The sequence below is a fragment of the Aeromonas eucrenophila genome, from assembly GCF_000819865.1.
Classification (GTDB): domain Bacteria; phylum Pseudomonadota; class Gammaproteobacteria; order Enterobacterales; family Aeromonadaceae; genus Aeromonas; species Aeromonas eucrenophila.
This window is the reverse complement of record NZ_CDDF01000014.1, coordinates 101,463-122,158: the sequence shown is the minus strand read 5'-3', so window position 1 is coordinate 122,158 and position 20,696 is coordinate 101,463. Positions and strand designations below refer to the sequence as shown.

The following is a 20,696-nucleotide window of genomic DNA, read 5'->3' as shown; positions in this document are numbered from 1 at the left end:
ACAGTCGCGCCCGGCGAGCCGGATCCCATGATCCCGCTGGTGGTGCGCCCGGCGCAGCAGGCCGAGGAGCTGGTGCAGTTGCTGCGCCAATGCGGCCACCAGCCGCTCTGCTGCCCGCTGCTGGAAACCCGGCCGGGGGATGAGCTTCCCAGCCTGCCCCCATTGCTGACGACGGCTGACGTCGTCATTGCCGTCAGCGCCCATGCCGTTAAATTTGCTCATCATTTTCTGTTGCAAACTGGTCAGACCTGGCCACATATTGACTACTTTGCGGTCGGTCAGGCGAGTGCGGATGCCTTCGCCGAGGTGGGGATCCGGGCCCAGAGCCCAGAGGATCCCCGCAGCGAAGGCTTGCTGCTGTTGCCGACGCTGCAACAGATGGCCGGCAAGCGGGTACTGATCCTGCGCGGCAATGGCGGCCGGGATCTCATCGCCCGGACACTGGCCTCACGCGGCGCACTGGTGCACTATTGTGCCACCTATGAGCGCCACTACCCCGCGCTCGACGGAGACGCATTGACTCGCCATTGGCAGAGGGCCGGCCTCGACAGCCTGCTCATCACCAGTGGTGAACTGCTGCAGCGGCTGCTGGAACTGGTGCCAAGCCAGCAGCAGCCTTGGCTTTATGACCGCCTGCTGGTGGTGCCCAGTCCCCGGGTGGCCGAACTGGCCGAGGCGGCTGGCTTTACCCGTATCGTGATTGCCCAAGGTGCATCCAACCAGGCTCTGGTGGCCGCCCTGGAACTGAGGAAGATGGAATGACTGAACAGCAAGAAGTCCAGCCGAGCGCTGCGGCCCCGGTGAATGACAACGCTCGGGCCGATAACAAGAAAGGCCGCTCCGGCGCCGTTCTCGGCGGGATAGCCATACTGCTGGCCCTGGGGCTGACCGGTGGTCTCTACCTGCACGGCCACAAGAATGCCGTCACCCAGCAGGCGGAGATCGGCGCCCTCAAGCAGCAGCTCGCCGAGGTCATGGGCAAGCTGGACCAGAGCAACAGCAAGGATGCCGAGCAGCTGGCCACCCTCGGCAAGAGCCAGCAGCAGTTGCAGGACGCGCTCGATGCCCTGCAGCACAAGGTGCTGGATCTCGATGACAAGCGTCCCAACGACTGGATGCTGGCGGAATCCGAATACCTGGTGCGCATGGCGGGCCGCAAGCTGTGGCTCGAGCACGACCTCATCTCCGCCATCACCCTGCTCGGCAACGCCGACGAGCGGATCAAGGCCCTCAACGATCCCAGCCTGATGCCCATTCGCAAGGCGCTGGCGGAAGACATCACCAAACTCAAGGCCATGCCGCGGGTCGATCGCGAGGGGCTGACCCTGAAGCTGGCCGCCCTGTCCGATCAGATAGAGCTGCTGCCGCTCTCCACCGTCAGCATGCCTGATGCCAAGGCCGAGCCGGATCAGGCTGTCAGCACCAACCCGGACGAGTGGGAAAGCAACCTGAAGAAGAACTGGGTCAAGTTCACCGAGAACTTCATCACCATCCGCCGTCGTGACGGCGCCGTGGAGGCCCTGCTCTCCCCGCAGCAGGAGATCTTCCTGCGCGAAAACCTCAAGACCAAGCTGCTGCAGGCCCAGCTCGCCGTTTATCGCGAGCAGCAGACGCTCTACACCGACAGCCTGGACAAGGCCCAACGCTGGCTGACCCAGTACTTCGACGTCGACAACAGCGCCACCCAATACATGCAAACCGAGCTCGACAAGCTCAAAGGCGAGCAGATCCAGTTCGACTACCCGGATCAGTTCAAGACCCAGGCCATGCTGGAACAGGTGCTGACCGAGCGCCTGCAACGCATCCTGGCCGGCAGTTGAGGAGGAGACCATGATTCGTCTGATCCTAGTGGTCGCCGTGATGGTGGCCGGCCTGATGTTCGGCCCCGAAGCGTCCGGCAACAAGGGCTATGTGCTCATCTCCCTTGGCAACTACACGGTGGAGTCCTCGGTCACCAGCGCCGTGATCCTGGCGGTGCTGTTCTACGGTGCCCTGCTCATCCTGGAGTGGCTGCTCGGCCGGGTATTCGGCCTGCGCCGCAAGACCCAGGGCTGGTTTGGCACGCGCCGCCGCCGCAAGGCGAACCTGCAGACGGTGAACGCGACCCTGGCCATGGCCGAGGGGCATTACAGCCAGGCCGAGAAGCTGCTGCTCAAGGGCGCCGACAACAGCGACACCCCGCTGCTGAACTACCTCAGTGCCGCCCGGGTGGCCCAGGCGCGCGGCGATGACGCTCGCCGGGATCAATACCTGCAAAAGGCGCAGGAGGAGAACCCCAAGGCCGAGCTGGCGCTGACCCTGATCCAGACCCAGTTGCAGATAGAGCAGGGCCAGTACGACAGTGCCCTAGGCCGGCTCGAATCCGTTTACGCCCTCAATCCACGCCACCCCATGGTGCTGGATCAGCTGCGTCAGGTTTATCTGGCACGGGAAGACTGGGCGGCGCTGATCGAGATCGCCCCCGCCCTGCGCAAGGTGGGCAAGCTGACGCCCCAGCAGGAAGAAGATCTGCTGCATCAGGCCTGGCGTGCTCGCCTCGAGGCCGCCAGCGGCGCGCTCGAGACCCTGCGCCCGGTCTGGCAGGAGCTGCCACGCAAGCTGCGCCAGGACCCTGCCCTGCTCGCCAGCTACGGCGATCGGCTGCGCCAGCTCGGTGCCGACAGCGAGGCGGCCGAGCTCTGGCTGGAGGCACTGCGAAAACACCCTGCCCCCGAGCTGTTCAGCCTGCTGCCCAAGCTCAAGCTGGATGACTATCAGCCCATGCTGACCCTGCTCAAGAAGATGCAGGATCAGCCGGGCGCCGAAGCGGCACTGGCCCAGGTCTATCTGCTGGCCGGCCAGCTGGACGAGGCCCAACGTCTGCTGGAGCAGGAGGTGCAGCGCGCCCCCAGCCCTGCCCTCTGCCACGCCCTCGGTCAACTGATGGACAAGCGCCGGCTCACCAACAAGGCCAACGAATACTATCGTCAGGCCCTGGAGCTTGCCGGGATCTAAGCCCAATTTTGCCATGTAAAAGAGGCCGCAATTGCGGCCTCTTTTTTTGTATTGATCCTGATGGTTTTTCTCCCTTCTCCCCTCGCGGGAGCAGGGCTGGGGATGAGGGGCAACAAGCGAGCCCTCTCTCTGAGGGAGAGGGTCAAAGATTCAGGCGGTCAGCCGCTCCAGCTCACCGATCAGCCAGATGGCCTCCTGCCGGTGGGATCCGCAGACATCCGCCATGGGACTGAAACCACCGCACACCGCCGGGCGCTCGGGCTGACCGAAGATCTTGCAGCCCAGCTGGGCATCGAGCTGCACACAGGGGACACCGGCCGGTTTACCCGCCGGCATGCCGGGGATGGCACTGCTGATGCTGGGGGCGATGCAGCAGGCACCACAGCCTTGACGACACTCCATATGATGCTTTCCTGTGCAGGGCGAAGCAGTCTATCAAAGAGCCCCGATTCCCCTTAGCCTTATCCCCCGGCATCCCTGAAATAAAGCTCGCTCTGCCGAGCAGGCAACAAAAAGCCCGACGAGAGTCGGGCTTTTTCAACACCAACAACGGGTCAACACATCACAGGATGATGTCCCGTACTACGGTGTCCTTGCGGTTCAAGAAGTGGATCGACTTGATGCGACGGATGGTGCGAGACTTGCCACGGATCAGCAGGGTCTCGGTGGTCGCCATGACGCCGTCGCTGGTGATGCCGTCCAGCAGGTCACCCTTGGTGATGCCGGTGGCCGAGAAGATGACGTTGTCATTCTTGGCCAGGTCTTCCAGCTTGAGCACCTTGGAGAGATCGATGCCCAGCTCCTTGCAGCGAGCAATTTCCTGCTCACCCAGGGCGCGGACTTCCGGGCTGTCGCCCTTGACCTGGTGACGGGGCACCAGTCGTGCCTGCATGTCGCCATCCAGCGCGCGGATCACCGCCGCCGAGATCACCCCTTCCGGTGCGCCGCCGATGCCATACAGCATGTCGACTTCGCTGTCCGGCAGGCAGGTGAGGATGGACGCCGCCACATCACCGTCGGGAATGGCGAACACTCGCACGCCCAGTCCCTGCATCTCCTTGATCGCCTTGTCGTGGCGCGGTTTGGCCAGAGTGATCACGGTCAGACGGGAGAGCGGCTTGCCGAGCGCCTTGGCCACGGCCTTGAGGTTCAGCTCCAGAGCCTGGGTCAGGTCGATGGCACCCTTGGCCTTGGGACCGACGATGAGCTTTTCCATGTACATGTCGGGGGCCTTGAGGAAGGAGCCCTTGTCGCCGACGGCCAGCACGGCCAGGGCATTGGACTGCCCCATGGCAGTCATGCGGGTTCCCTCTATGGGATCGACCGCGATATCCACCGCATCCCCCAGACCCGTCCCCACCTTCTCACCGATGTAGAGCATGGGGGCTTCATCAATTTCGCCTTCGCCGATCACAATCTCACCATCGATCTGGATCTGATTGAGAATGTGGCGCATGGCCGCAACGGCCGCACCATCGGCGATATTCTTGTCACCACGTCCGAGCCACTTGTAGCCAGCCAGTGCCGCCGCTTCCGTCACTCGGGAAAACTCGATTGCCAGTTCACGTCTCATCGCATATCCAACCTTAGGTGCTCGAAAACGGGCGGCATTCTACCACAAGGGCAAACCTTTGCGCGCAAAAGTGGTGGATCACCATATAAATCGCGCCGTCACCCAACTGACACCAAACCGCCATCGGTTGTTCACGCCACGGTCACCCCACTGTCATCTGCCCTGCCTAGCATGGCCCCGTCTTTTAAAACAAAGCTTGTAACACAAGGGATTAAGATGAAAAAGCTGACAGTAGTAGCATTGGCACTCACCGCGGCCTTCCAGGCTCAAGCCGTCGAAGTATACAAAAACGACAGCACCCTGCTGGATCTCTACGGCCGCATCTATGCCGGTCAATTCTTCGGTGAGAAGAAGGAGCTGGATGCCAACGGCGACATCAAGAACGAATATAGCGACAAACAGGGTGCCAACCAGTTTGTTCGTCTGGGCGCCAAGGTTGAGAGCGAAATCAACCCGGGTCTCAAGGCCCTGGCCCAGTACGAGCTGCAGCTCTATATCAACGACAGCGAGAAGACCGTCAGCGAGAACTCCGACAACCTGCGCACCCGTCTGGCCTTCGCCGGGGTCGGTGCCAACTGGGGTAACGTCACCTTCGGCCGTCAGCAAGGCGCCCCCGGCATGCTGGCCAACTGGACTGACGTCTCCCTCTCCGACGGCTACGGCAACGACGCCCTCGGCGCCAAGACCGACACCTTCGCCACCAACCGCGCCGGCTCCGTGCTGAAATACTCCGGCCTGTTCAACGGCTTCCAGGTCGATACCAGCTACAAGTTCGACGGCGGTGACACCGAAGAGACCACCAGCAAGGACAGCGATGCCGCCTACGGTGCCGCCGTTTCCTATACCTTCCCGTTCAACCTGGCGCTGGGCACCGCCTACAACGTGGGTATCCGCGACAAGAGCAACGAGGAAGACGCCAAGCTGTGGCTGCTCTCCGCCAAGTATGACAACAAGGCCGTCTACGCCGCCCTGAGCTACGCCGACGGCACCGACTTCCTGGCCACCGGCAAGGATCACGCCGGTTGGGAAGCAGCGCTGGGCTACAACTTCGAGAGCGGTTTCGGCCTGATGGCCCTGTGGAACAAGCAGACGGTGGAGCAGGACGGCAAGTCCGACTACGACTCCATCGACTACTACACCCTGGGTGCCCAGTACAAGTTCAACAAGAACCTGCGCGTCATCGGCGAGTACCGCATCAATAACCTGGACAGCCAGGACAGCGGCAAGCTGAACACCAAGGATGACTTCCAGCTGGCGGCTCGCTACGACTTCTAAGTCCGGCCCCAAGCTGAACCCCATACAAAACGGCGCGCAGAGGACTCTGCGCGCCGTTTTTATTTCATCCCTGCCCTCAGAAGATGTTCACGACCTGTCGCGAGAGGTCGTCAGCAAGGTAAAGAGCTGCGCAGGAACCGGAGTGTATGTGAATACATGAGCCTCTTTACCACACATAAGCGAGCAGCGCATGAGCCTTGATCACGGCCTCGCAGTAAGATCATGAACAGGTTCTCAGCCCAGCGGCTTTTGCACCGCCACCAACAGCAGCATGGGGCGCTCGGCCTCCTCCGCCAGCGCGGGATTGGCGGCTATCTGCTCGGCAGTCGGCCCCCAGTCCTCCACGTGACGGATCGCGAATCCCGCCGCGATCAGCGCATTGAGATGGGTGCCCAGGGTGCGGTGATACTTGATCACCCCCTCCGCCAGCCAGTTGCTGACCCGCTTGCCCTCGGCCTGATAGCCGTTGACGGGCCAGGAGCGGCGCCCCTCCTCATCCACCAGCCAACCTTGGGGCTGCGGACAGGTGAAGATGGGATGCTCCACCGAGAACACCAGGCTGCCCCCCGCCGCCAGCGAGTGGTAAACCGTCTCGAACAGCGGTGCCAGTGTGGGCAGGTAGTGCAGTGCCAGGGAGCTGTAGACGAGATCGAACGACTCGGCCGGCAGCTCGAGTCCGTCCAGATCCCCCTGCCGATAGCGGATCCCCTCGTCCCGGGTCAGCTCGGCGGCGCGGGCCAGCATCCTGGCGGAGAGATCGATGCCGAGCACCTCGGCCGCCCCCTGCTCCCGGACCACCCGGCAGAACCAGCCATAGCCGCAGCCCAGATCCAGCACCCGCTTGCCGCCAAGGGGCGGCAACATGGCCTGCAACGCCGGCCATTCGGGCGCCCCCGCCAACCCCTGCTGGGAGCGGGGCAACTGGGCATAACCTTCAAAAAAGCCTGGGTTATCATAGATATTCTGTGACATTTAAATTTCCTCATACTGGCCAGGCGGCAAAGCGGGTATGCCTGAGCATACCCTGACCTTGGCGGCCACAAGCCAAAAAAAAAAGCAGAGAACCCGGGTGGGCCTCTGCTCTGTTTCGAGCCCGCATCCAGGATGCGGGCCAACAAAAAAGGCCATAGACGAGGTCGCGTCTATGGCCTTTGTTTCGCTCGTACCAGCGCGGCTCGGGCCTCATGAGGTCCGATCGGCAAGGGTACGATGAATGGGTGGGAGGCTCAGGCCTCCACAGGCTCCGGACAACGCTTCATCGTGCGCATCTGTACGGAGTTCACTCGGGTCACTCGCTGATCCGAGGCATAAAGCGTCATGTCGATCACCGGGCCAAGGCTGGCCGTTGGGAGAATGGGGAAAATCGGACGCTACTCTAGGGGCTGGTCGGCCCGATGACAAGCAGACTGTCCCGATTTTGCCGGACGGCTCACGGCAGTTTCTTCTGCCAGAACAGGGCCCGTCCCACCTCGGGGCTGAGCTCGTATCCCGCAAACCCGCTGGCACTATAGGCGGCCTGCGCCACCTTGTTGCCCTCCAGCACCTCCAGGGTCAGCTTGCAGCAACCGAGCTCGCGGGCCAGGCGCTCCACCTCCGCCAGCAGCCGCTTGCCGAGACCGCGACCGCGAAAATCCGGGTGCACGGCGATGTCGTGGATGTTGAGCAGGGGCTGGCAGGCGAAGGTCGAGAAGCCCTCGAAACAGGTGGCCACCCCGGCCGGTTGCCCGTCCACCCAGGCCAGCAACACATGGGCGTCACTTCTCGCCGCCAGCGCCCCGGCCAGATTGGCCTGCACCTCGTCAGACAGGGCGCAGCCGCCCCCCATCTCGTCTTTCGCGTATTCGTTGAGCAAGAAGACCAGCGCCTCGCCATGCTGCCGGTTATCCAAATCTGCCCTGATGATCTCTTCCATCTGTCGCCTTCCCTTTGCCTGAGTCTGAGGTGGCGGCCGCGCCACCGGCTTCAGATGGTAAACCAGCCCCAGAGCACCACCAAGACTCAACTGCCGGGTCAATGCCGTCAGTCAGCGCCATCTGACTGCGCCCACCGCCATAGATGTAATTTTTTTACACCTTTCCCTTGCCAGCCAAATGAAAATAAATATCATTAGCGCCCTCCCGCCTCGGGAGCTAAAAAATAATTACAAATAAATCAATAAGTTCAGGCCATCAGGTCGATTAGAAGAGTCACACGCAGATGCATAACCCCAACCCAGAGCGCGCCCTGCTGGGCGCCGCCTTGCTGGCCCTCAGCGCCGGCACCCAGGCTGCTGACGAAACCATGACGGTCGTCGGCAAACGCAGCCAACACGAGGAGGTCGCCACCGCGACCCGCACCGCGACCCCGGCCAAGCTGGTGCCCCAGACCATAGAGAGCGTCCCGGTCAGCGAGCTGACCGCCTACGGTCAACCCACCCTGAGCGAGGCCCTGAGCGGCATCCCCGGGGTCAACGCCAGCGGTGACACCCGCTTCGACAGCATCAACATCCGCGGCTTCAACGCCAGCAACGACTTCTACCTGGACGGCATGCGCGACGACATGCAGTACACCCGGGATCTCGGCAACATAGAGCGGGTCGAGGTGCTCAAGGGCCCGGCCGCCGTGCTCTACGGCCGTGGCAGCACCGGTGGCATCGTCAACCGGGTCAGCAAGAAGCCCCAGCGGGGCCAGGCCTCCAGCGTCACCGCCCAGGTCGGCAGCTTCGACAGCCAGCGCCTCGCCGCCGATCTCAGTGCCGAGGCCGGCGAGCAGGTGCAACTGCGGCTCAACATGGCGCAGGAAGACAAGGAGAGCTTCCGCGATGGGGTGACCAGCAAGCGCACCCTGCTGGCGCCGTCCGCCAACTGGGAGATCAGCGACAATCTGAACTGGCTGGTGCAGTACGAGCGCAACGGCAGCGATCGCACCCCGGATCGCGGTATCCCCGGCGTCAACGGCCGCCCGGCCGATGTACCCATCGAGAGCGTCTACAGCGACACCAGCCGCGACTTCATCGATGACGTCGCCCAGTCCACCCGCTCCCAGCTGACCTGGGATATCAACGAGCAGTGGCAGTTGCGCCAGCAGCTCGGCTACACCACCCTCGACAGCCAGTTCGACAACACCTATGTCACCAGCGTCAAGGGCGATCAGGTGACCCGCGCCCGCTGGCAGCAGGATCTCAAGGCCAAGAGCCTGACCAGCAACACCGAGGCCGAAGGCCAGCTGCAGACAGGCCCCGTCGAGCATCGTCTGCTGGTCGGACTGGAGCAGAGCTGGCAGGAGCGCACCCCCAAGCTGTACCAGAACGCCACCCCGATCCCGCCGGGCAACCTCTACGATCCAGGCTCCCTGCCCAGCTACAACGGTGCCATGAAGCTCTCCAGCGACGCCAACCACAAGGTGCGTGGCTACGGCCTCTATGTGCAGGATCAGCTCAGCCTGGGTGACTGGCACCTGCTCGGCGGCCTGCGCCGGGACGAGTTCACCGTCACCAGCCGCCGCAACGACCTCAACAAGGAGGAGACCCTCTCGGTCACCAGCCTGAGCCCGCGCCTGGGCCTGGTGTGGAACCCCATCGAGGAGCACGCCTTCTACACCGCCTACAGCAAGACCTTCACCCCGGTCGGTGGAGAGCTGATCGGCATCACCCCGGGGGACAAGAACAACAACCTGGATCCCCAGCATACCCGACTGTACGAGGGCGGGGTGAAGAGTGACTGGCTGGGAGGCCGATTGGCCACCACCCTCTCCATCTACCGGTTGGAGATGTACAACAAGCGCAGCAAGGATCCGCTGGATCCCACCAAGGTGATCCTCACCGGCCTGCAGCGTACCGACGGCATAGAGCTGAGCGCCCGCGCCCAGCTGACCGACGAGATCTACCTGCACGGCGGCGTCGCCATTCAGGATGCGGAGCAGGTCAAGGCGGATGCGGATCTGCAGGGCAAGCGGCCGAGCAACGTCTCGCGCGAGAACGGCCAGCTGTTCGCCGGTTACCAGAGCGGCCAGCAAGGCTGGTATGGGGAGACCGGGGTGACGGCGGTGGGGGATCGCTTCGCCGATAATGCCAACACCACTGTGCTGCCGGGCTACGCCCGCTACGACGCTCGCGCCGGTTATCGCTGGCAACACTGGGATGCCCAGCTCAGCGTGGAGAACCTGACCGACCATGAGTACTACGTCAGCGCCACCAGCGCGGCCCAGATCATGCCGGGCAGCCCCCGTCAGCTGAACCTGACCGCGGCCTACCGCTTCTGATCCCCTCCTGACCAGACTGGCCGGCGCAAGCCGGCCAGATATGTATGAAAACCAAGAAACTCCCCCTGCATAACAACAAGTGGGTGCGCCGCATCCACGCCTGGGCCGGCTTTGCCACCCTGGCCCTGCTGCTGATCTACGGCCTCACCGGCCTCTGGCTGCAACACAGGGCCGTGCTGCCCCTGCCCGGGCCCCATACCGACAAGCAGAGCGAGGTGTTGACGCTGGCAGAACCGCTGACGGATCCCGCCGCGCTCACCACCCTGCTGCAACAACAGGAACCCGAGGGGCTGGAAGAGGCCCGCACCACAGTCACCCCACCCCAGACTCTGCCCACCCCGAGCGGCCCCCTCATCCTGCCCGCGCGCTGGGAGCTCAAGGGTGTCACCTTGAGCCAGAGTCTCGCCGCCAGCTATGTAGCCGGCACTCTTGAGGTGCGTATCGAGCGCCAACAGGCCAACTTCGCCGCCAGCCTCAACCGGCTGCATCGCGGCATGGGCACCGGCCTCCCCTGGCAGCTGTTTGGCGACCTCGCCGCCCTGGCGCTGCTGCTGCTCGCCCTCACCAGCCTGCTGATGTGGAACAAGCTGCACGGCCCCCCCCGACGCGGCATCGCCTTGCTACTTGGTGGCGCCCTCGCCACCCTGCTGATCGCCCTCCTCTAGGCACAGGCCCGTTACCTACACCAAAGCGGGATCCCGCTCTCACAGGGGGTAACGTCTTTTTTGAGGGAGGTAACAAAGGGTAACCGGCCGCCGGTGGGGGTCACAGTTGTGGCCTTCGCGGCTGGCAGGGGTCAGCCACGGCTGTTAGGGTGCGGCCTGAACTCCAGACGCCAAGAGGAATCATGCGCATCTCCAGCATCGAGTGCGGGCGGGTATTGGCCATCCTGGCCGTGATGACCATTCACATCTCCCCCTTCAGCAACCCCTTCGATCCCACCCTCTGGGGTGACCCCCTCTATCTCTGGCTGGGGGGCACCATCAACCAGCTGAGCCGCTTCGCGGTGCCGCTGTTCTTCCTGTGCGCCGGTTACTTCCTGCAACCCAGGCTGGCCACAGACAACCCCATGGAGGTCGCGCTGCGCTACTGTCGCCCCCTGCTGCTGCTCTGGCTGGGGTGGAGCCTCATCTATCTGCTGGTGCCCTTCAACCCGGTGGCCGCGGTGCAGCAGGGTTATCTGCCGGCCATGGCGGGTCAGTGGCAGATGCAGGTGGGGGATCTGCTCAACGTCTGGTGGGTGGGGGGCATGATCCACCTCTGGTTCCTGCCCGCTCTGATCCTGGCGGTGCTGATCCTGGCGCTGTGCCAGCGGGGCGGGCTGCCCCAGCTGGCCCTGGTGATCGGCGTACCGCTCTATCTGCTGGCCCTGCTCGGCGGCTCCTATGGTAAGCCGCTGCTGGGGGGCGAGTGGGCCCTGCTGACCCGCAACGGCCCCTTCTTCTCACTGCTGTTCGTGGCGCTTGGCGCCTACCTGCGTGCCCGCAGATGGCGACCGGATGCCAGGCGCAGTGTCCTGCTGATGGCGGCGGGTCTGACGCTCTACGCACTGGAAGCAATTGGTTTACTGCACTTTGCCGAGGTGCCCCTCAACCGCCACGACTTCCTGCTGGGTTCCATTCCCTGGACCCTGGGCCTGTTCGGCCTGCTGCTGGCCAATCCCGACTGGGGAAAGGGCAGCTGGCTGGAACGTCAGGCCCCCAAGGTGCTCGGGCTCTACTGCCTGCACATGATGCTGGTGGTCTGGCTGATGGTGTTCGGCCCCCAAAGCAAGCTCGTCTGGTGGGAACTGCTGAAGGTGCCGGCGCTGCTCGCTTGCACGCTGCTCGCCTACCGGTTGCTGGACTGCACCCCGGCCAGTCGCTGGCTGCTGCGCGCCCGCTGACCTGGCCATCGGCAGCGCCCTCCTCTGAAAAGGCGATCTGCGGAGCGCCTTTTTGTTATGGGGACGACAGTTTGACCACCTATTGGGTGACGACGAGGCTCTGGTTGTTACCATGCCCCTCTGTGATAAATCCAGATGAGACACTCCATGCTGATCCGCCCCTTCACCTCGACCGATATGGACGCCGTCCTCGCCATCTGGCTGGATGCTTCCCTGCAGGCCCACCACTTCATCGATCCTATGTACTGGCGCGCCAACCTGGACGCGATGCGGGAGATCTATCTGCCCGCCGCCGACAACCATGTACTCTGCCAGGATGGCGCCGTGCTGGGCTTTTACTCCCTGTATGAAGAGAACCTGGCCGCCATCTTCGTCATGCCAGGGCAGCAGGGGCGCGGCCATGGCAAGGCCTTACTCTCCCACGCCAAGCAACAGCGACCAACGCTTAGGCTGCAGGTGTACCAACAGAACCGGGCCAGCTGCGACTTCTACCTCTCTCAGGGCTTCCAGATTGAGGGCGAGCAGCAGGATCCCCACACCGGCTGCACCGAGTGGGTGATGCGCTGGTCCGCCTGAGGGTTAACTTGTCCGCTCTTGGGCTAGGGCTCAAAATCGCAGCGTCAGCCCGATATTGGCCTGCCACTGGGTGATGAGCTCCCCCCGCACCCGGAAGGCGCAGATCTCGGGGTTGCAGAGGAACTGGCTGTCGTCGTTGACCAGGGAGCCATAGCCGCGCACCTCGGCGCGCAGTGCCAGCTGCTTGGTCAGGCGCGGCTGCACCCCGAGCGCCAGGGACATGGAAGGCGCCACCTCGCTGTCGTAGGCATCGAAACGCGTCACGCCGATCCCGGCCCCTATGTAGGGCGCCATGACGTTGTCGGAGAGGGTCAAAGCACCGGCGAAGTGCAGGGTGTCCACCGTCAACTTGTCCGGCTGATCCGGTGATATCCGGGTCGACTGGTGGCTGTAGAGCAGCTCTATCATGCCAGGGTCATCCACCTCCTTGCTGATGAAGAAGCCCCAGCTGCCCGAGCCCTCCCCCTGCAACGAGTCGATGTCGGTCGCCACCGGCGTGGGGACGGGATCGTCCATCGCCTCGAAGTCGATCGACGAGCTGTAGCCCGCGAAAGGTGTCAGCTGCCAGCCCAGCTCATCGGGTTGAGCCGCCCAGCCCTGGCCCAGTGGCAACAACAACCCCATCACCATCATTCCCGCTCGCATCACGGCCTTCTCCCTGATCTGCTTATGTGTGTGCATTGCTCGTGCCAAAAGCATATCAGAGCCTTCTGCATCCGATCCTAAATAGGGGCTGTATCGGCCCATTAAGGCAGGCTCTGTTTCGGCGTTGTCCGCTCCCACCGGGGCGCCATTCATCTGGGATTAACCTCGACCCCGTAAGCTGGCGGCGCCACAGAGGTGGCGTCAACAGCATGAGGATTTCAGGAATGGTTGCCGCGCAACTCAACGACCCACAGAACAAGCTTTCCGACACCCTGCGGGCCACCGCTCATGCCATCGAGGAGAGCCACATCAGCCTGCGGGACATGCTCAGCCTGGTGGGTGAACAGGGCATGCTGCTGTTTTGCGTGCTGCTCACCGTGCCCTTCCTGCTGCCGGTCTCCATTCCCGGCGTCAGCACCCCGTTCGGCCTGCTGATCCTGTTTATCGGGGTCGGCATCACCCTCAACCGGGTGCCCTGGCTGCCCACCATCCTGATGGAGCGCCGCTTCGCCGCCGACCAGCTCAAGCCCACCCTGCACAAGGGCGCCGATCTGCTGGCCCGCATCGATCGCTTCATCCGCCCGCGCCTGTTGCCGTTGACCGGCAGCACCCTCATCAATCGCTGCAACGGCCTGCTGATCATGCTGGCGGCCCTGTTGCTGATGCTGCCGCTTGGCGCCATCCCCTTCACCAATGCCATGCCCGCCTGGGCCATACTGCTGCTGGCCATCGGCATGCTGCAGCGGGACGGCCTCTTCGTCGCCGGTGGCTACGCCCTGGTGAGCGCCACCCTGGTCTGGTTCAGCGTGCTAGGCATAGGCCTGCTGATGGCGGGCCAGAACGTCTCGACCCTGTTCAGCTAAGGCAGTCGGGAGAAACGACAAGGGCGACCACTGGGTCGCCCTTGTTCGTGATGGTCGCTTGCCGCTCAGGGATCCGAGTCGTGGGCTACCCGGTTGCGCCCGCCCCGCTTGGCGCGATAGAGCCACTCGTCGGCCCGGGCCAGCACGGCACTGACCTCCTCCCCCGGCCGGATCAGGGTGGTGCCCAGGCTCACCGTGATGGGGGCCGGATCCGGCGCCATGGCGGCCACGGCGGCGCGGATGCGCTCCGCCACCTTGCACAATATCTCCTCGTCTATCTCCGGCAGCAGGATCAGAAACTCCTCGCCCCCGCTGCGCACGAACATGTCCTCGGCCCTCAGCTGGGCGGCCACGCATTCGCTGAAGCTGCACAGCACCCTATCCCCCGTCTGATGACCGAAACGATCGTTGATCCGCTTGAAGTGATCGAGATCCAGCATGATGAGACCGGTACTCTGCTGGCCCTGCACCCTGTGGTGATAGTGCTCGAAGAAGAAGTGGCGATTGTAGAGACCGGTGAGCTGATCCGTCTCGCCGAGTCGCTTGAGCCTGCGCTGCAACTCGTGTTGACGGGTGATGTTGCGGGTCATCCAGGCCACCGCCCGCTTGCCGTCGTAGAGGGATGGCAGCGGCGCTATTTTGCCCTCGAAGCGCTGCATCCCCTGGGGGCCCGCATCGGCGTTGATCCCCTCCACCTCGGCGGGCGAGAGATCGTATTCCACCACCTGTACCTCGCCGGTGGCCAGGGCGTGCGCCACCTGCTCCATCACCCAGCGCGCCTTGTCGTCGGGCAGGATGTCGAGCAACTGTTTGCCGATCAGCGGGTTGCCGTCCTGATAGGATTGCTGCTCCACCCCGCCTATGTATTCCACGTAATAGCCATCCTCACTGAGGATAAAGACGGGATCCGGCAGTTGGGTCATCACTTCGTAGAGCTGTGCCACTGAGAGAGCCATCTGTGTTCCTTCCGAGCCTTGGGCGAACCACCCTTTGTTGATTGTTATACACGACCCGTTAAGTATCGCACACGGTCCCGCCGCTCGTATGACGGTGGCCTGCGTTCGACAGGCCACCGATATCAGGGCGAGCGACAGGGAAAGAGGGAAAGCTTGCCGACACCTTGCCGCCCTCTCCCTCTCCGCCGAGACAAGGGGTGGAGAGCGACACGGCGGGTGAGGCAGTGACTTATGGCGGGTCAGTTCCGTTCGGTATCGACTTTATGTCAATCCATCACCACCAAGCAGTGATTAATATCAATAAACCCGCTTCTTGATAGCGTTATGTACTTAAAACGTGGCGTGAGATGGGACTGTGGCGAGAAAGGCAGGATATTGCGCTGCAAAAACGCCCGCTCGGCATCAGAAGGCCGGGGCTGAAAACAACAAAGCCATCGAGGCGGGCTCGATGGCTTTGTTGGGGATCAACACCATGGGATCAGCGGCTGGCGGTGCGGCTCCCGTTCCACAGCAGCTCGCCGCTTTTCAGGTCCATCAGGCTCATGGCGAGCCGATAGTGACTCCCCTCGGAGACGAGATCCCCGTAGAGCATGTAACCGGCCCCGGTCTGGCGGCCGAGACGCACCAGGGAGGCCGGGTTCATGCCCCCCTGCTGATACTCGAGCTGACTGGTGATGGCCGAGACCTGGCCGGGATCGGCGAAGCTGAAGCCGCCGTGCTGCTGAATGCGCTGGCTCATGGCCACCGCCATGGGCTGGGTATTGAACGGCTCGCCCGTGCCGTTCTGGGGTGGCATCAACAGCAGCACAGGATTGCTGCCCGCCAGCGCCTTCACCTCCGGGGCCTTCAGGAAGGCATCCGCCATGGCGATCGCAAGGCCGGTCGGTGCCACGGGTTTGGGGGCGGGCTTCTCGGCCTCGGGCTTGGTTACCGGCTTGTCCGGCTGGCTCACCGGCGGCTTGGGCTCGGAGACCGGCGCCTGAGTGCCGCCATAGGGATTGACCGCACAACCGCCCAGCACCAGGGCACCCAACACCAACAAGGAACGCATCTTCATATCTTCTCTCCGCCAAAATTCCGTGTGACGGAGCCGCGCCCCGCATCTGCCCATGCTAGAGAAAAAACCGTCCAAGATCGATGCGCCAACACACAGGGGGCGACAAGGACTGGCCAACGGGCATCCAGCCAGTGATAAACAACCGAAAAAGGGTGGCAAAGGGTCATCAGATTCCCTTAGGGTAAGGTGCCAACAGATTCGAAAGGAGAGTACCTTGCACGGACCCGACCCCGCCAATCCCCATCCCATGAACGGCTTCCCCCAGGTGTGCTTTATCAAGAACACCATCAAGGGGCCCAATATCGAGGTGGGCGACTACAGCTACTACGATGACCCGGAAGACTCCGCCGGCTTTGAGCGCAACGTCCTCTACCACTTCCCCTTCATCGGCGACAAACTCATCATCGGCAAGTTCTGCGCCATCGCCCGCGGGGTCAAGTTCATCATGAACGGCGCCAACCACCAGACCTCAGGCCTCTCCACCTACCCCTTCTTCATCTTCGGCAACGGCTGGGAGAGCGCAGCCCCGGCACCAGGCACCCTTCCTTACAAGGGAGACACCCTCATCGGCAACGATGTCTGGATAGGCTATGAGGCCCTGATCATGCCCGGCGTCAAGGTCGGCAACGGCGCCATCATCGCCGCCCGCTCCGTCGTCACCAGTGACGTCCCCGACTACGCCATCGTCGGCGGCAACCCCGCCAAGGTGATCCGCTACCGCTTCGACGACGACACCATAGCCCGCCTGGGCGCCCTCGCCTGGTGGAACTGGCCAGCGGAGCAGATCAGCCGGAATGTGAAATTGATTGCTGGCGGGGAGATAGCCGCGCTGGAAGCGGCAACCCGATAGAAACAACCCTCAAGCAGGAAGCACTATGCAATTGACCACACCCCAACCGCCTCAGGACGATGAGATCGAAGCGCTGCGAATTGGCCTCTCAGGCTACAACCTGGGTCACGCAGGCACCCATCTGCGCGAACGAATCGCCAGCTTTATCAAGGATGAACAGGGCAAGGTCCACGGCGGCATCATCGCCGACATCAAGTGGGGCTGGCTGCACGTCGACTGGCTCTGGATTGACGAAAGCATCCGCAAGGATGGCTGGGGCGGCCGTCTTCTCGGCACCATGGAGCAGTATGCCCAGAGCAAAGGCATCACCAACTTTCACCTCGAAACCACCAGCTTCCAGGCCCTGCCCTTCTACCAGAAACAGGGCTATTCCGTCTTTGGTGAGCTGCCGGATATGCCGCCGGGGCATGTCAGTTATTTTCTGAGGAAGATGATGCGATGAGTTACTAAAGTCATCCGCTCATACGCTTCAGTACCGAGAAACAGGTGGGCAGAAAATGTTGGAATCGGCGTCATCATCACCGCCCGCTAAGTCGTCACCGGCGACGTGCCCGACTACACATCGTCGGTGGCAACCTGCCAAGCGGATCCGTGACCGTTTCGACGACAACACCATAGTGGCGTAGGGTGTAATGAACGAAGTGAATTGCACCTCAATATTACCAACCACAAGATGCCAAAAGCGGTGCAATGCGCTCCGCTTATTGCACCCTACGTTTCTATCTGCCTTTTATTTCTCGCTGCGTATAGCTTCACTTTCTAACCCTGCGCTCGCTCCCCATGACAAGGAATATCTGCCCTGTTTAACCCAGCGCAGGAAAGTGGAATAGGGCCAATCCCTTGGGGCCATCACCAATCCATGTTTGACCGGATTGATGTGTATGTAATCGAGGTGACGATTGAAATCTTCTTGATCACGGATCAAATGTTCCCAATAGCGTCGTTGCCAAATACCCCGCTCACCACGATTCCAGCGTGATTCAGAACGCCCCTCTGTGTTGGGGATGGATCGTGAGAATTTGCTCTTTATTTGTCGCCAGCGCAGGGGAAAATCCGTATCCCCTTGCGGCAATTCCAACAAGGCGTACAGATGCTCGGGTAAGACCACCCAACCATGGATCAAAAATGGGTGCCGACCTTGAACCTCTCTGACAACCTGCCTCAGCAAATCGATCCGTTCGGTCAACAGATGGTTATGCTGACGCTCGGCCAAAACTACCGTAAAAAACCAGGTTCCCCCTGGTTGCCATGCCCGTCTGTAATCTGCCATTCCCATCGCACCCACCATCAGCCATGGAGATAAATTTGGCTCAAATGGCGCAAAATGTGGGGTGCAATGAACAACGTGAATTGCACCGTTTACCATGGCAAGTTTGTTGGCGGTGCAATGCGCTTCGCTTATTGCACCCTACGATTCTCCCGAGGTTATGGCGGGCACGGTATTGGATCCCCCTCCAATCCGCCGAGGGGAAGGGGCAAGGTCAGGAGCGCCATCAGGGATGATGGCGCAGACGCAGCCGGCACAGGGATGTGCCGTCTGCGGCGGTCCGCCCGACCTTGCCCCTGACCCGAGGGTAACCGCGTAGCGGTCGGATTGGCGGGGGAGAAGACCTTTGGTGACTTTGGGTCTTTCCAAAGTCACTCGCCCCGGCCCAAAGGGCAGGCGAAACCCCTTCGAGGCCGGCGGCCTCACGTCCTGCACGGCAAAGCCGTGCCTGCTCGCCACAGGCACGGAGTTTGGCCGAACTCCGCCCCTATCGGCCCAAAAACGCCTCCCAATCTTTAAATACCGGCTGCAACCCCGCCTGCCTGACGGCGGCGGCCACCGCACCGAGAGACCTGTCGTCATGGATGGCGAACTGCTCCAGCTCCTCCTGGCCGCCGTCGGCGTAGCCGCCGGGCTGGGTGCGCGACTCCGCCGACATCTGGGTGATGCCGAGGCGCAGGGCGCCGTTGCGAAACGCCGGGGATTCCCGGGTAGAGAGGGACAAGTCCAGGGTCGGCGAGAACAAGCGCCAGGCGCAGATAAGCTGCACCAGTTGTCGGTCCGTCATGGTCACTTCGGGCTCCAGGCCGCCGGTGCAGGGGCGCAGGCGCGGGAAGGAGAGGGAATAGCGGCTCTGCCAATGGTGGCGCTCCATCCAGGCCAGATGTTCGGCCACGAAGTAGCTGTCGGCGCGCCAGTCCGATGAGAGACCGATGAGTGCCCCCAGCCCTATCTTGTCCACCCCGGCGCGGCCGAGCCTGTCCGGGGTGGCGAGACGCCACGCGATGTCCTGCTTGTTGCCGCGCAGGTGATGGCGGGCGTAGGCGGGAGCGTGGTAGGTCTCCTGATAGACCATGACGGCGTCCAGCCCCAGGGTCTTCAGCTCGGCGTATTCGGCCTCGGACAGGGGCTGCACCTCCATCCCGACCGTGCTGAAGTGGCGGCGGATGATGGGCATCATCTCGCGAAAATAGGCCATGCCGACCTTGGTCTCATGCTCGCCGGTCACCAGCAGCACGCTGTCGAAGCCGCGCGCCTTGATGGCCAGGCACTCGCGCTCTATCTCCTCTGCATTCAGGGTCTTGCGCTTGAGGCGGTTGCTCATGGAGAAGCCGCAGTAGCTGCAGTCATTGGCGCAGAGGTTCGACAGATAGAGCGGCACATAGAAGCCGACCGTGTTGCCGAAGCGCTGGCGGGTGAGACTCTCTGCCAGCTGGGCCAGCTGAGGCAGATAAGCCTCTGCCGCCGGGGAGATCAGCGCCATAAAATCCTGCAGGCTGCGGCGGGGCTTATCCAGCGCCAGCTCCACATCCCGGGTCGTCTTGGCGCGGATCTGCATGCCCACGTCGTCCCAGTCGAGCTCCTGCCAGCGGTCGGCAAAGCTCGCTGCCTTTGTCTCGGCCGCGGCCCTCACCCCCGGCCCCTCTCCCAGAGGGAGAGGGGGGCGGATCCCATCCATCTCGGGAAGAGGAGTGAAAGAGGCCATGACCACCGAGTCTTGCCCCCTGCCCATGCTCTGACTCATAGGGCCTCCAGAAAATCGGTGAGGGGGCTCGACGCGCTGGCCTGGAAGCCGCGAATACCTAGGCCAGCCTCGTAGGCGCTGCGGCCCGCCTCGCTGGCCAGCGCGAAGGCGTGGCCCATGGCGACCGGATCACCGCTCACGGCTATCGCCGTGTTGACCAGCACGGCATCGGCGCCGAGCTCAAACGCCGCCGCCGCGTGGCTGGGGGCGCCTATGCCCGCATCCACCACCACGGGTACCCTGGCCTGCTCGACGATGATGGAGAGGAACTCCCGGGTCACCAGCCCCTGATTGGAGCCGATGGGGGCGCCGAGCGGCATGACGGCGGCGCAACCCACCTCCTCGAGCCGTTTGCAGAGCACGGGATCGGCGCCGCAGTAGGGCAGCACCACGAAGCCCTCCTTCACCAACTGCTCCGCCGCTTTCAGCGTCTCTATGGGATCCGGCAGCAGGTATTTGGGATCGGGGTGGATCTCGAGTTTGAGCCAGTTGGTTCCCAGCGCCTCACGGGCCAAATGGGCGGCAAACACCGCCTCGGCGGCGGTCTTGGCCCCCGAGGTGTTCGGCAGCAGCTTGACCCCGAGCTTGAGCAAGGGGCTCAGGATATCGTCGTGGCGCTTGCCGGGCTCCAGACGCTTGATGGCCATGGTGACGAGTTGGGAGCCGCTCGCCTCGATGGCGGCAGCCATTAATTCCGGGCGGGCGAACTTGCCGGTGCCAGTGAAGAGGCGGGATGAGAAATTGTGATCGGCAATACGTAGCATCTTAGCCT

At 62.9% G+C, this 20,696-nt stretch carries 21 protein-coding genes; 11 read left to right on the top strand and 10 right to left on the bottom strand.

Going from position 1 to position 20,696, the window contains the following annotated elements; genetic code table 11:
- The first annotated feature begins 27 nt into the window (after positions 1-27).
- The 3 genes from BN1124_RS14010 to BN1124_RS14000 are packed head-to-tail and all read left to right on the top strand — an operon-like array spanning position 28 to position 2,994.
- Positions 28-762, top strand: coding sequence for a uroporphyrinogen-III synthase (locus BN1124_RS14010; RefSeq protein ID WP_042642915.1), 735 nt, complete (start codon positions 28-30; stop codon positions 760-762).
- Positions 759-1,820 carry a uroporphyrinogen-III C-methyltransferase gene (locus BN1124_RS14005; protein WP_042642913.1) on the top strand — a complete coding sequence of 354 codons (1,062 nt, stop codon included), beginning with the start codon at positions 759-761 and terminating at the stop codon, positions 1,818-1,820. Before BN1124_RS14010 ends, BN1124_RS14005 begins: the two co-directional genes overlap by 4 nt.
- A gap of 10 nt (positions 1,821-1,830) precedes the next feature.
- Positions 1,831-2,994, top strand: a complete 1,164-nt coding sequence (locus tag BN1124_RS14000; protein ID WP_042642912.1) for a heme biosynthesis HemY N-terminal domain-containing protein — start codon at positions 1,831-1,833, stop codon at positions 2,992-2,994.
- Between the two features lie 150 nt (positions 2,995-3,144).
- On the opposite strand, the gene BN1124_RS13995 is transcribed toward BN1124_RS14000, so the two are convergent.
- Together BN1124_RS13995 and glpX are read right to left on the bottom strand one after the other, a co-directional pair.
- The gene (locus BN1124_RS13995; RefSeq protein ID WP_033131493.1) at positions 3,145-3,396 is read right to left on the bottom strand and encodes a zinc/iron-chelating domain-containing protein; all 252 of its coding nucleotides are present in this window, start codon (positions 3,394-3,396) and stop codon (positions 3,145-3,147) included.
- Between the two features lie 160 nt (positions 3,397-3,556).
- A complete protein-coding gene (gene glpX, locus BN1124_RS13990) occupies positions 3,557-4,567 on the bottom strand; it encodes a class II fructose-bisphosphatase (protein WP_042642909.1) in 1,011 nt (336 codons plus the stop codon).
- A 216-nt stretch (positions 4,568-4,783) separates the two neighbouring features.
- Between glpX and BN1124_RS13985 the strand changes: the two genes are divergently transcribed.
- Positions 4,784-5,842 (top strand): porin, encoded by a 1,059-nt coding sequence (locus BN1124_RS13985; protein ID WP_042642907.1) that lies wholly within the window; start codon positions 4,784-4,786, stop codon positions 5,840-5,842.
- 234 nt (positions 5,843-6,076) lie between these two features.
- On the opposite strand, the gene BN1124_RS13980 is transcribed toward BN1124_RS13985, so the two are convergent.
- Positions 6,077-6,814: a class I SAM-dependent methyltransferase gene (locus BN1124_RS13980; RefSeq protein WP_042642905.1), complete on the bottom strand. Its 738-nt coding sequence runs from the start codon at positions 6,812-6,814 to the stop codon at positions 6,077-6,079.
- A 457-nt stretch (positions 6,815-7,271) separates the two neighbouring features.
- The gene (locus tag BN1124_RS13975; protein WP_042642903.1) at positions 7,272-7,754 is read right to left on the bottom strand and encodes a GNAT family N-acetyltransferase; all 483 of its coding nucleotides are present in this window, start codon (positions 7,752-7,754) and stop codon (positions 7,272-7,274) included.
- Between the two features lie 284 nt (positions 7,755-8,038).
- On the opposite strand from BN1124_RS13975, the gene BN1124_RS13970 reads away from it, so the two are divergent.
- The 4 genes from BN1124_RS13970 (at position 8,039) to BN1124_RS13955 (ending at position 12,542) form a co-directional block, all read left to right on the top strand.
- The gene (locus BN1124_RS13970; RefSeq protein ID WP_042642901.1) at positions 8,039-10,081 is read left to right on the top strand and encodes a TonB-dependent receptor; all 2,043 of its coding nucleotides are present in this window, start codon (positions 8,039-8,041) and stop codon (positions 10,079-10,081) included.
- Between the two features lie 44 nt (positions 10,082-10,125).
- A complete protein-coding gene (locus BN1124_RS13965) occupies positions 10,126-10,746 on the top strand; it encodes a PepSY-associated TM helix domain-containing protein (protein ID WP_042642899.1) in 621 nt (206 codons plus the stop codon).
- A 182-nt stretch (positions 10,747-10,928) separates the two neighbouring features.
- On the top strand, positions 10,929-11,966 hold the full coding sequence (locus BN1124_RS13960) for an acyltransferase (protein WP_042642897.1): 1,038 nt from the start codon (positions 10,929-10,931) through the stop codon (positions 11,964-11,966).
- Positions 11,967-12,113: 147 nt separating this feature from the next.
- A complete protein-coding gene (locus BN1124_RS13955) occupies positions 12,114-12,542 on the top strand; it encodes an N-acetyltransferase (RefSeq protein ID WP_042642895.1) in 429 nt (142 codons plus the stop codon).
- 30 nt (positions 12,543-12,572) lie between these two features.
- Here the strand turns inward: BN1124_RS13955 and BN1124_RS13950 are convergent, their stop codons facing one another.
- Entirely contained in the window at positions 12,573-13,172 is a 600-nt protein-coding gene (locus tag BN1124_RS13950) for an outer membrane beta-barrel protein (protein WP_197066223.1), read from the bottom strand.
- A gap of 239 nt (positions 13,173-13,411) precedes the next feature.
- On the opposite strand from BN1124_RS13950, the gene BN1124_RS13945 reads away from it, so the two are divergent.
- Positions 13,412-14,050 carry an exopolysaccharide biosynthesis protein gene (locus tag BN1124_RS13945; protein ID WP_042642893.1) on the top strand — a complete coding sequence of 213 codons (639 nt, stop codon included), beginning with the start codon at positions 13,412-13,414 and terminating at the stop codon, positions 14,048-14,050.
- A gap of 65 nt (positions 14,051-14,115) precedes the next feature.
- Here the strand turns inward: BN1124_RS13945 and BN1124_RS13940 are convergent, their stop codons facing one another.
- Both BN1124_RS13940 and BN1124_RS13935 read right to left on the bottom strand, forming a co-directional pair.
- On the bottom strand, positions 14,116-15,006 hold the full coding sequence (locus BN1124_RS13940; RefSeq protein WP_042642891.1) for a sensor domain-containing diguanylate cyclase: 891 nt from the start codon (positions 15,004-15,006) through the stop codon (positions 14,116-14,118).
- A 478-nt stretch (positions 15,007-15,484) separates the two neighbouring features.
- Positions 15,485-16,063 (bottom strand): hypothetical protein, encoded by a 579-nt coding sequence (locus BN1124_RS13935; protein ID WP_042642889.1) that lies wholly within the window; start codon positions 16,061-16,063, stop codon positions 15,485-15,487.
- Between the two features lie 214 nt (positions 16,064-16,277).
- Here BN1124_RS13935 and BN1124_RS13930 point away from each other — a divergent pair, with 214 nt between their 5' ends.
- Together BN1124_RS13930 and BN1124_RS13925 are read left to right on the top strand one after the other, a co-directional pair.
- A complete protein-coding gene (locus BN1124_RS13930; protein WP_042642887.1) occupies positions 16,278-16,913 on the top strand; it encodes a Vat family streptogramin A O-acetyltransferase in 636 nt (211 codons plus the stop codon).
- Between the two features lie 25 nt (positions 16,914-16,938).
- Positions 16,939-17,355 carry a GNAT family N-acetyltransferase gene (locus BN1124_RS13925; RefSeq protein ID WP_042642886.1) on the top strand — a complete coding sequence of 139 codons (417 nt, stop codon included), beginning with the start codon at positions 16,939-16,941 and terminating at the stop codon, positions 17,353-17,355.
- A 288-nt stretch (positions 17,356-17,643) separates the two neighbouring features.
- Here BN1124_RS13925 and BN1124_RS20965 read toward each other — a convergent pair whose 3' ends face one another.
- The 3 genes from BN1124_RS20965 to BN1124_RS13915 all read right to left on the bottom strand — a co-directional run bounded on the left by BN1124_RS20965 (position 17,644) and on the right by BN1124_RS13915 (position 20,688).
- Positions 17,644-18,183, bottom strand: a complete 540-nt coding sequence (locus BN1124_RS20965) for an REP-associated tyrosine transposase (RefSeq protein WP_082041654.1) — start codon at positions 18,181-18,183, stop codon at positions 17,644-17,646.
- Positions 18,184-18,667: 484 nt separating this feature from the next.
- Positions 18,668-19,858, bottom strand: coding sequence for a 2-iminoacetate synthase ThiH (gene thiH, locus BN1124_RS13920; RefSeq protein ID WP_378052060.1), 1,191 nt, complete (start codon positions 19,856-19,858; stop codon positions 18,668-18,670).
- A gap of 62 nt (positions 19,859-19,920) precedes the next feature.
- Positions 19,921-20,688 (bottom strand): thiazole synthase, encoded by a 768-nt coding sequence (locus BN1124_RS13915; RefSeq protein WP_042642885.1) that lies wholly within the window; start codon positions 20,686-20,688, stop codon positions 19,921-19,923.
- Between the last annotated feature and the right edge of the window lie 8 nt (positions 20,689-20,696).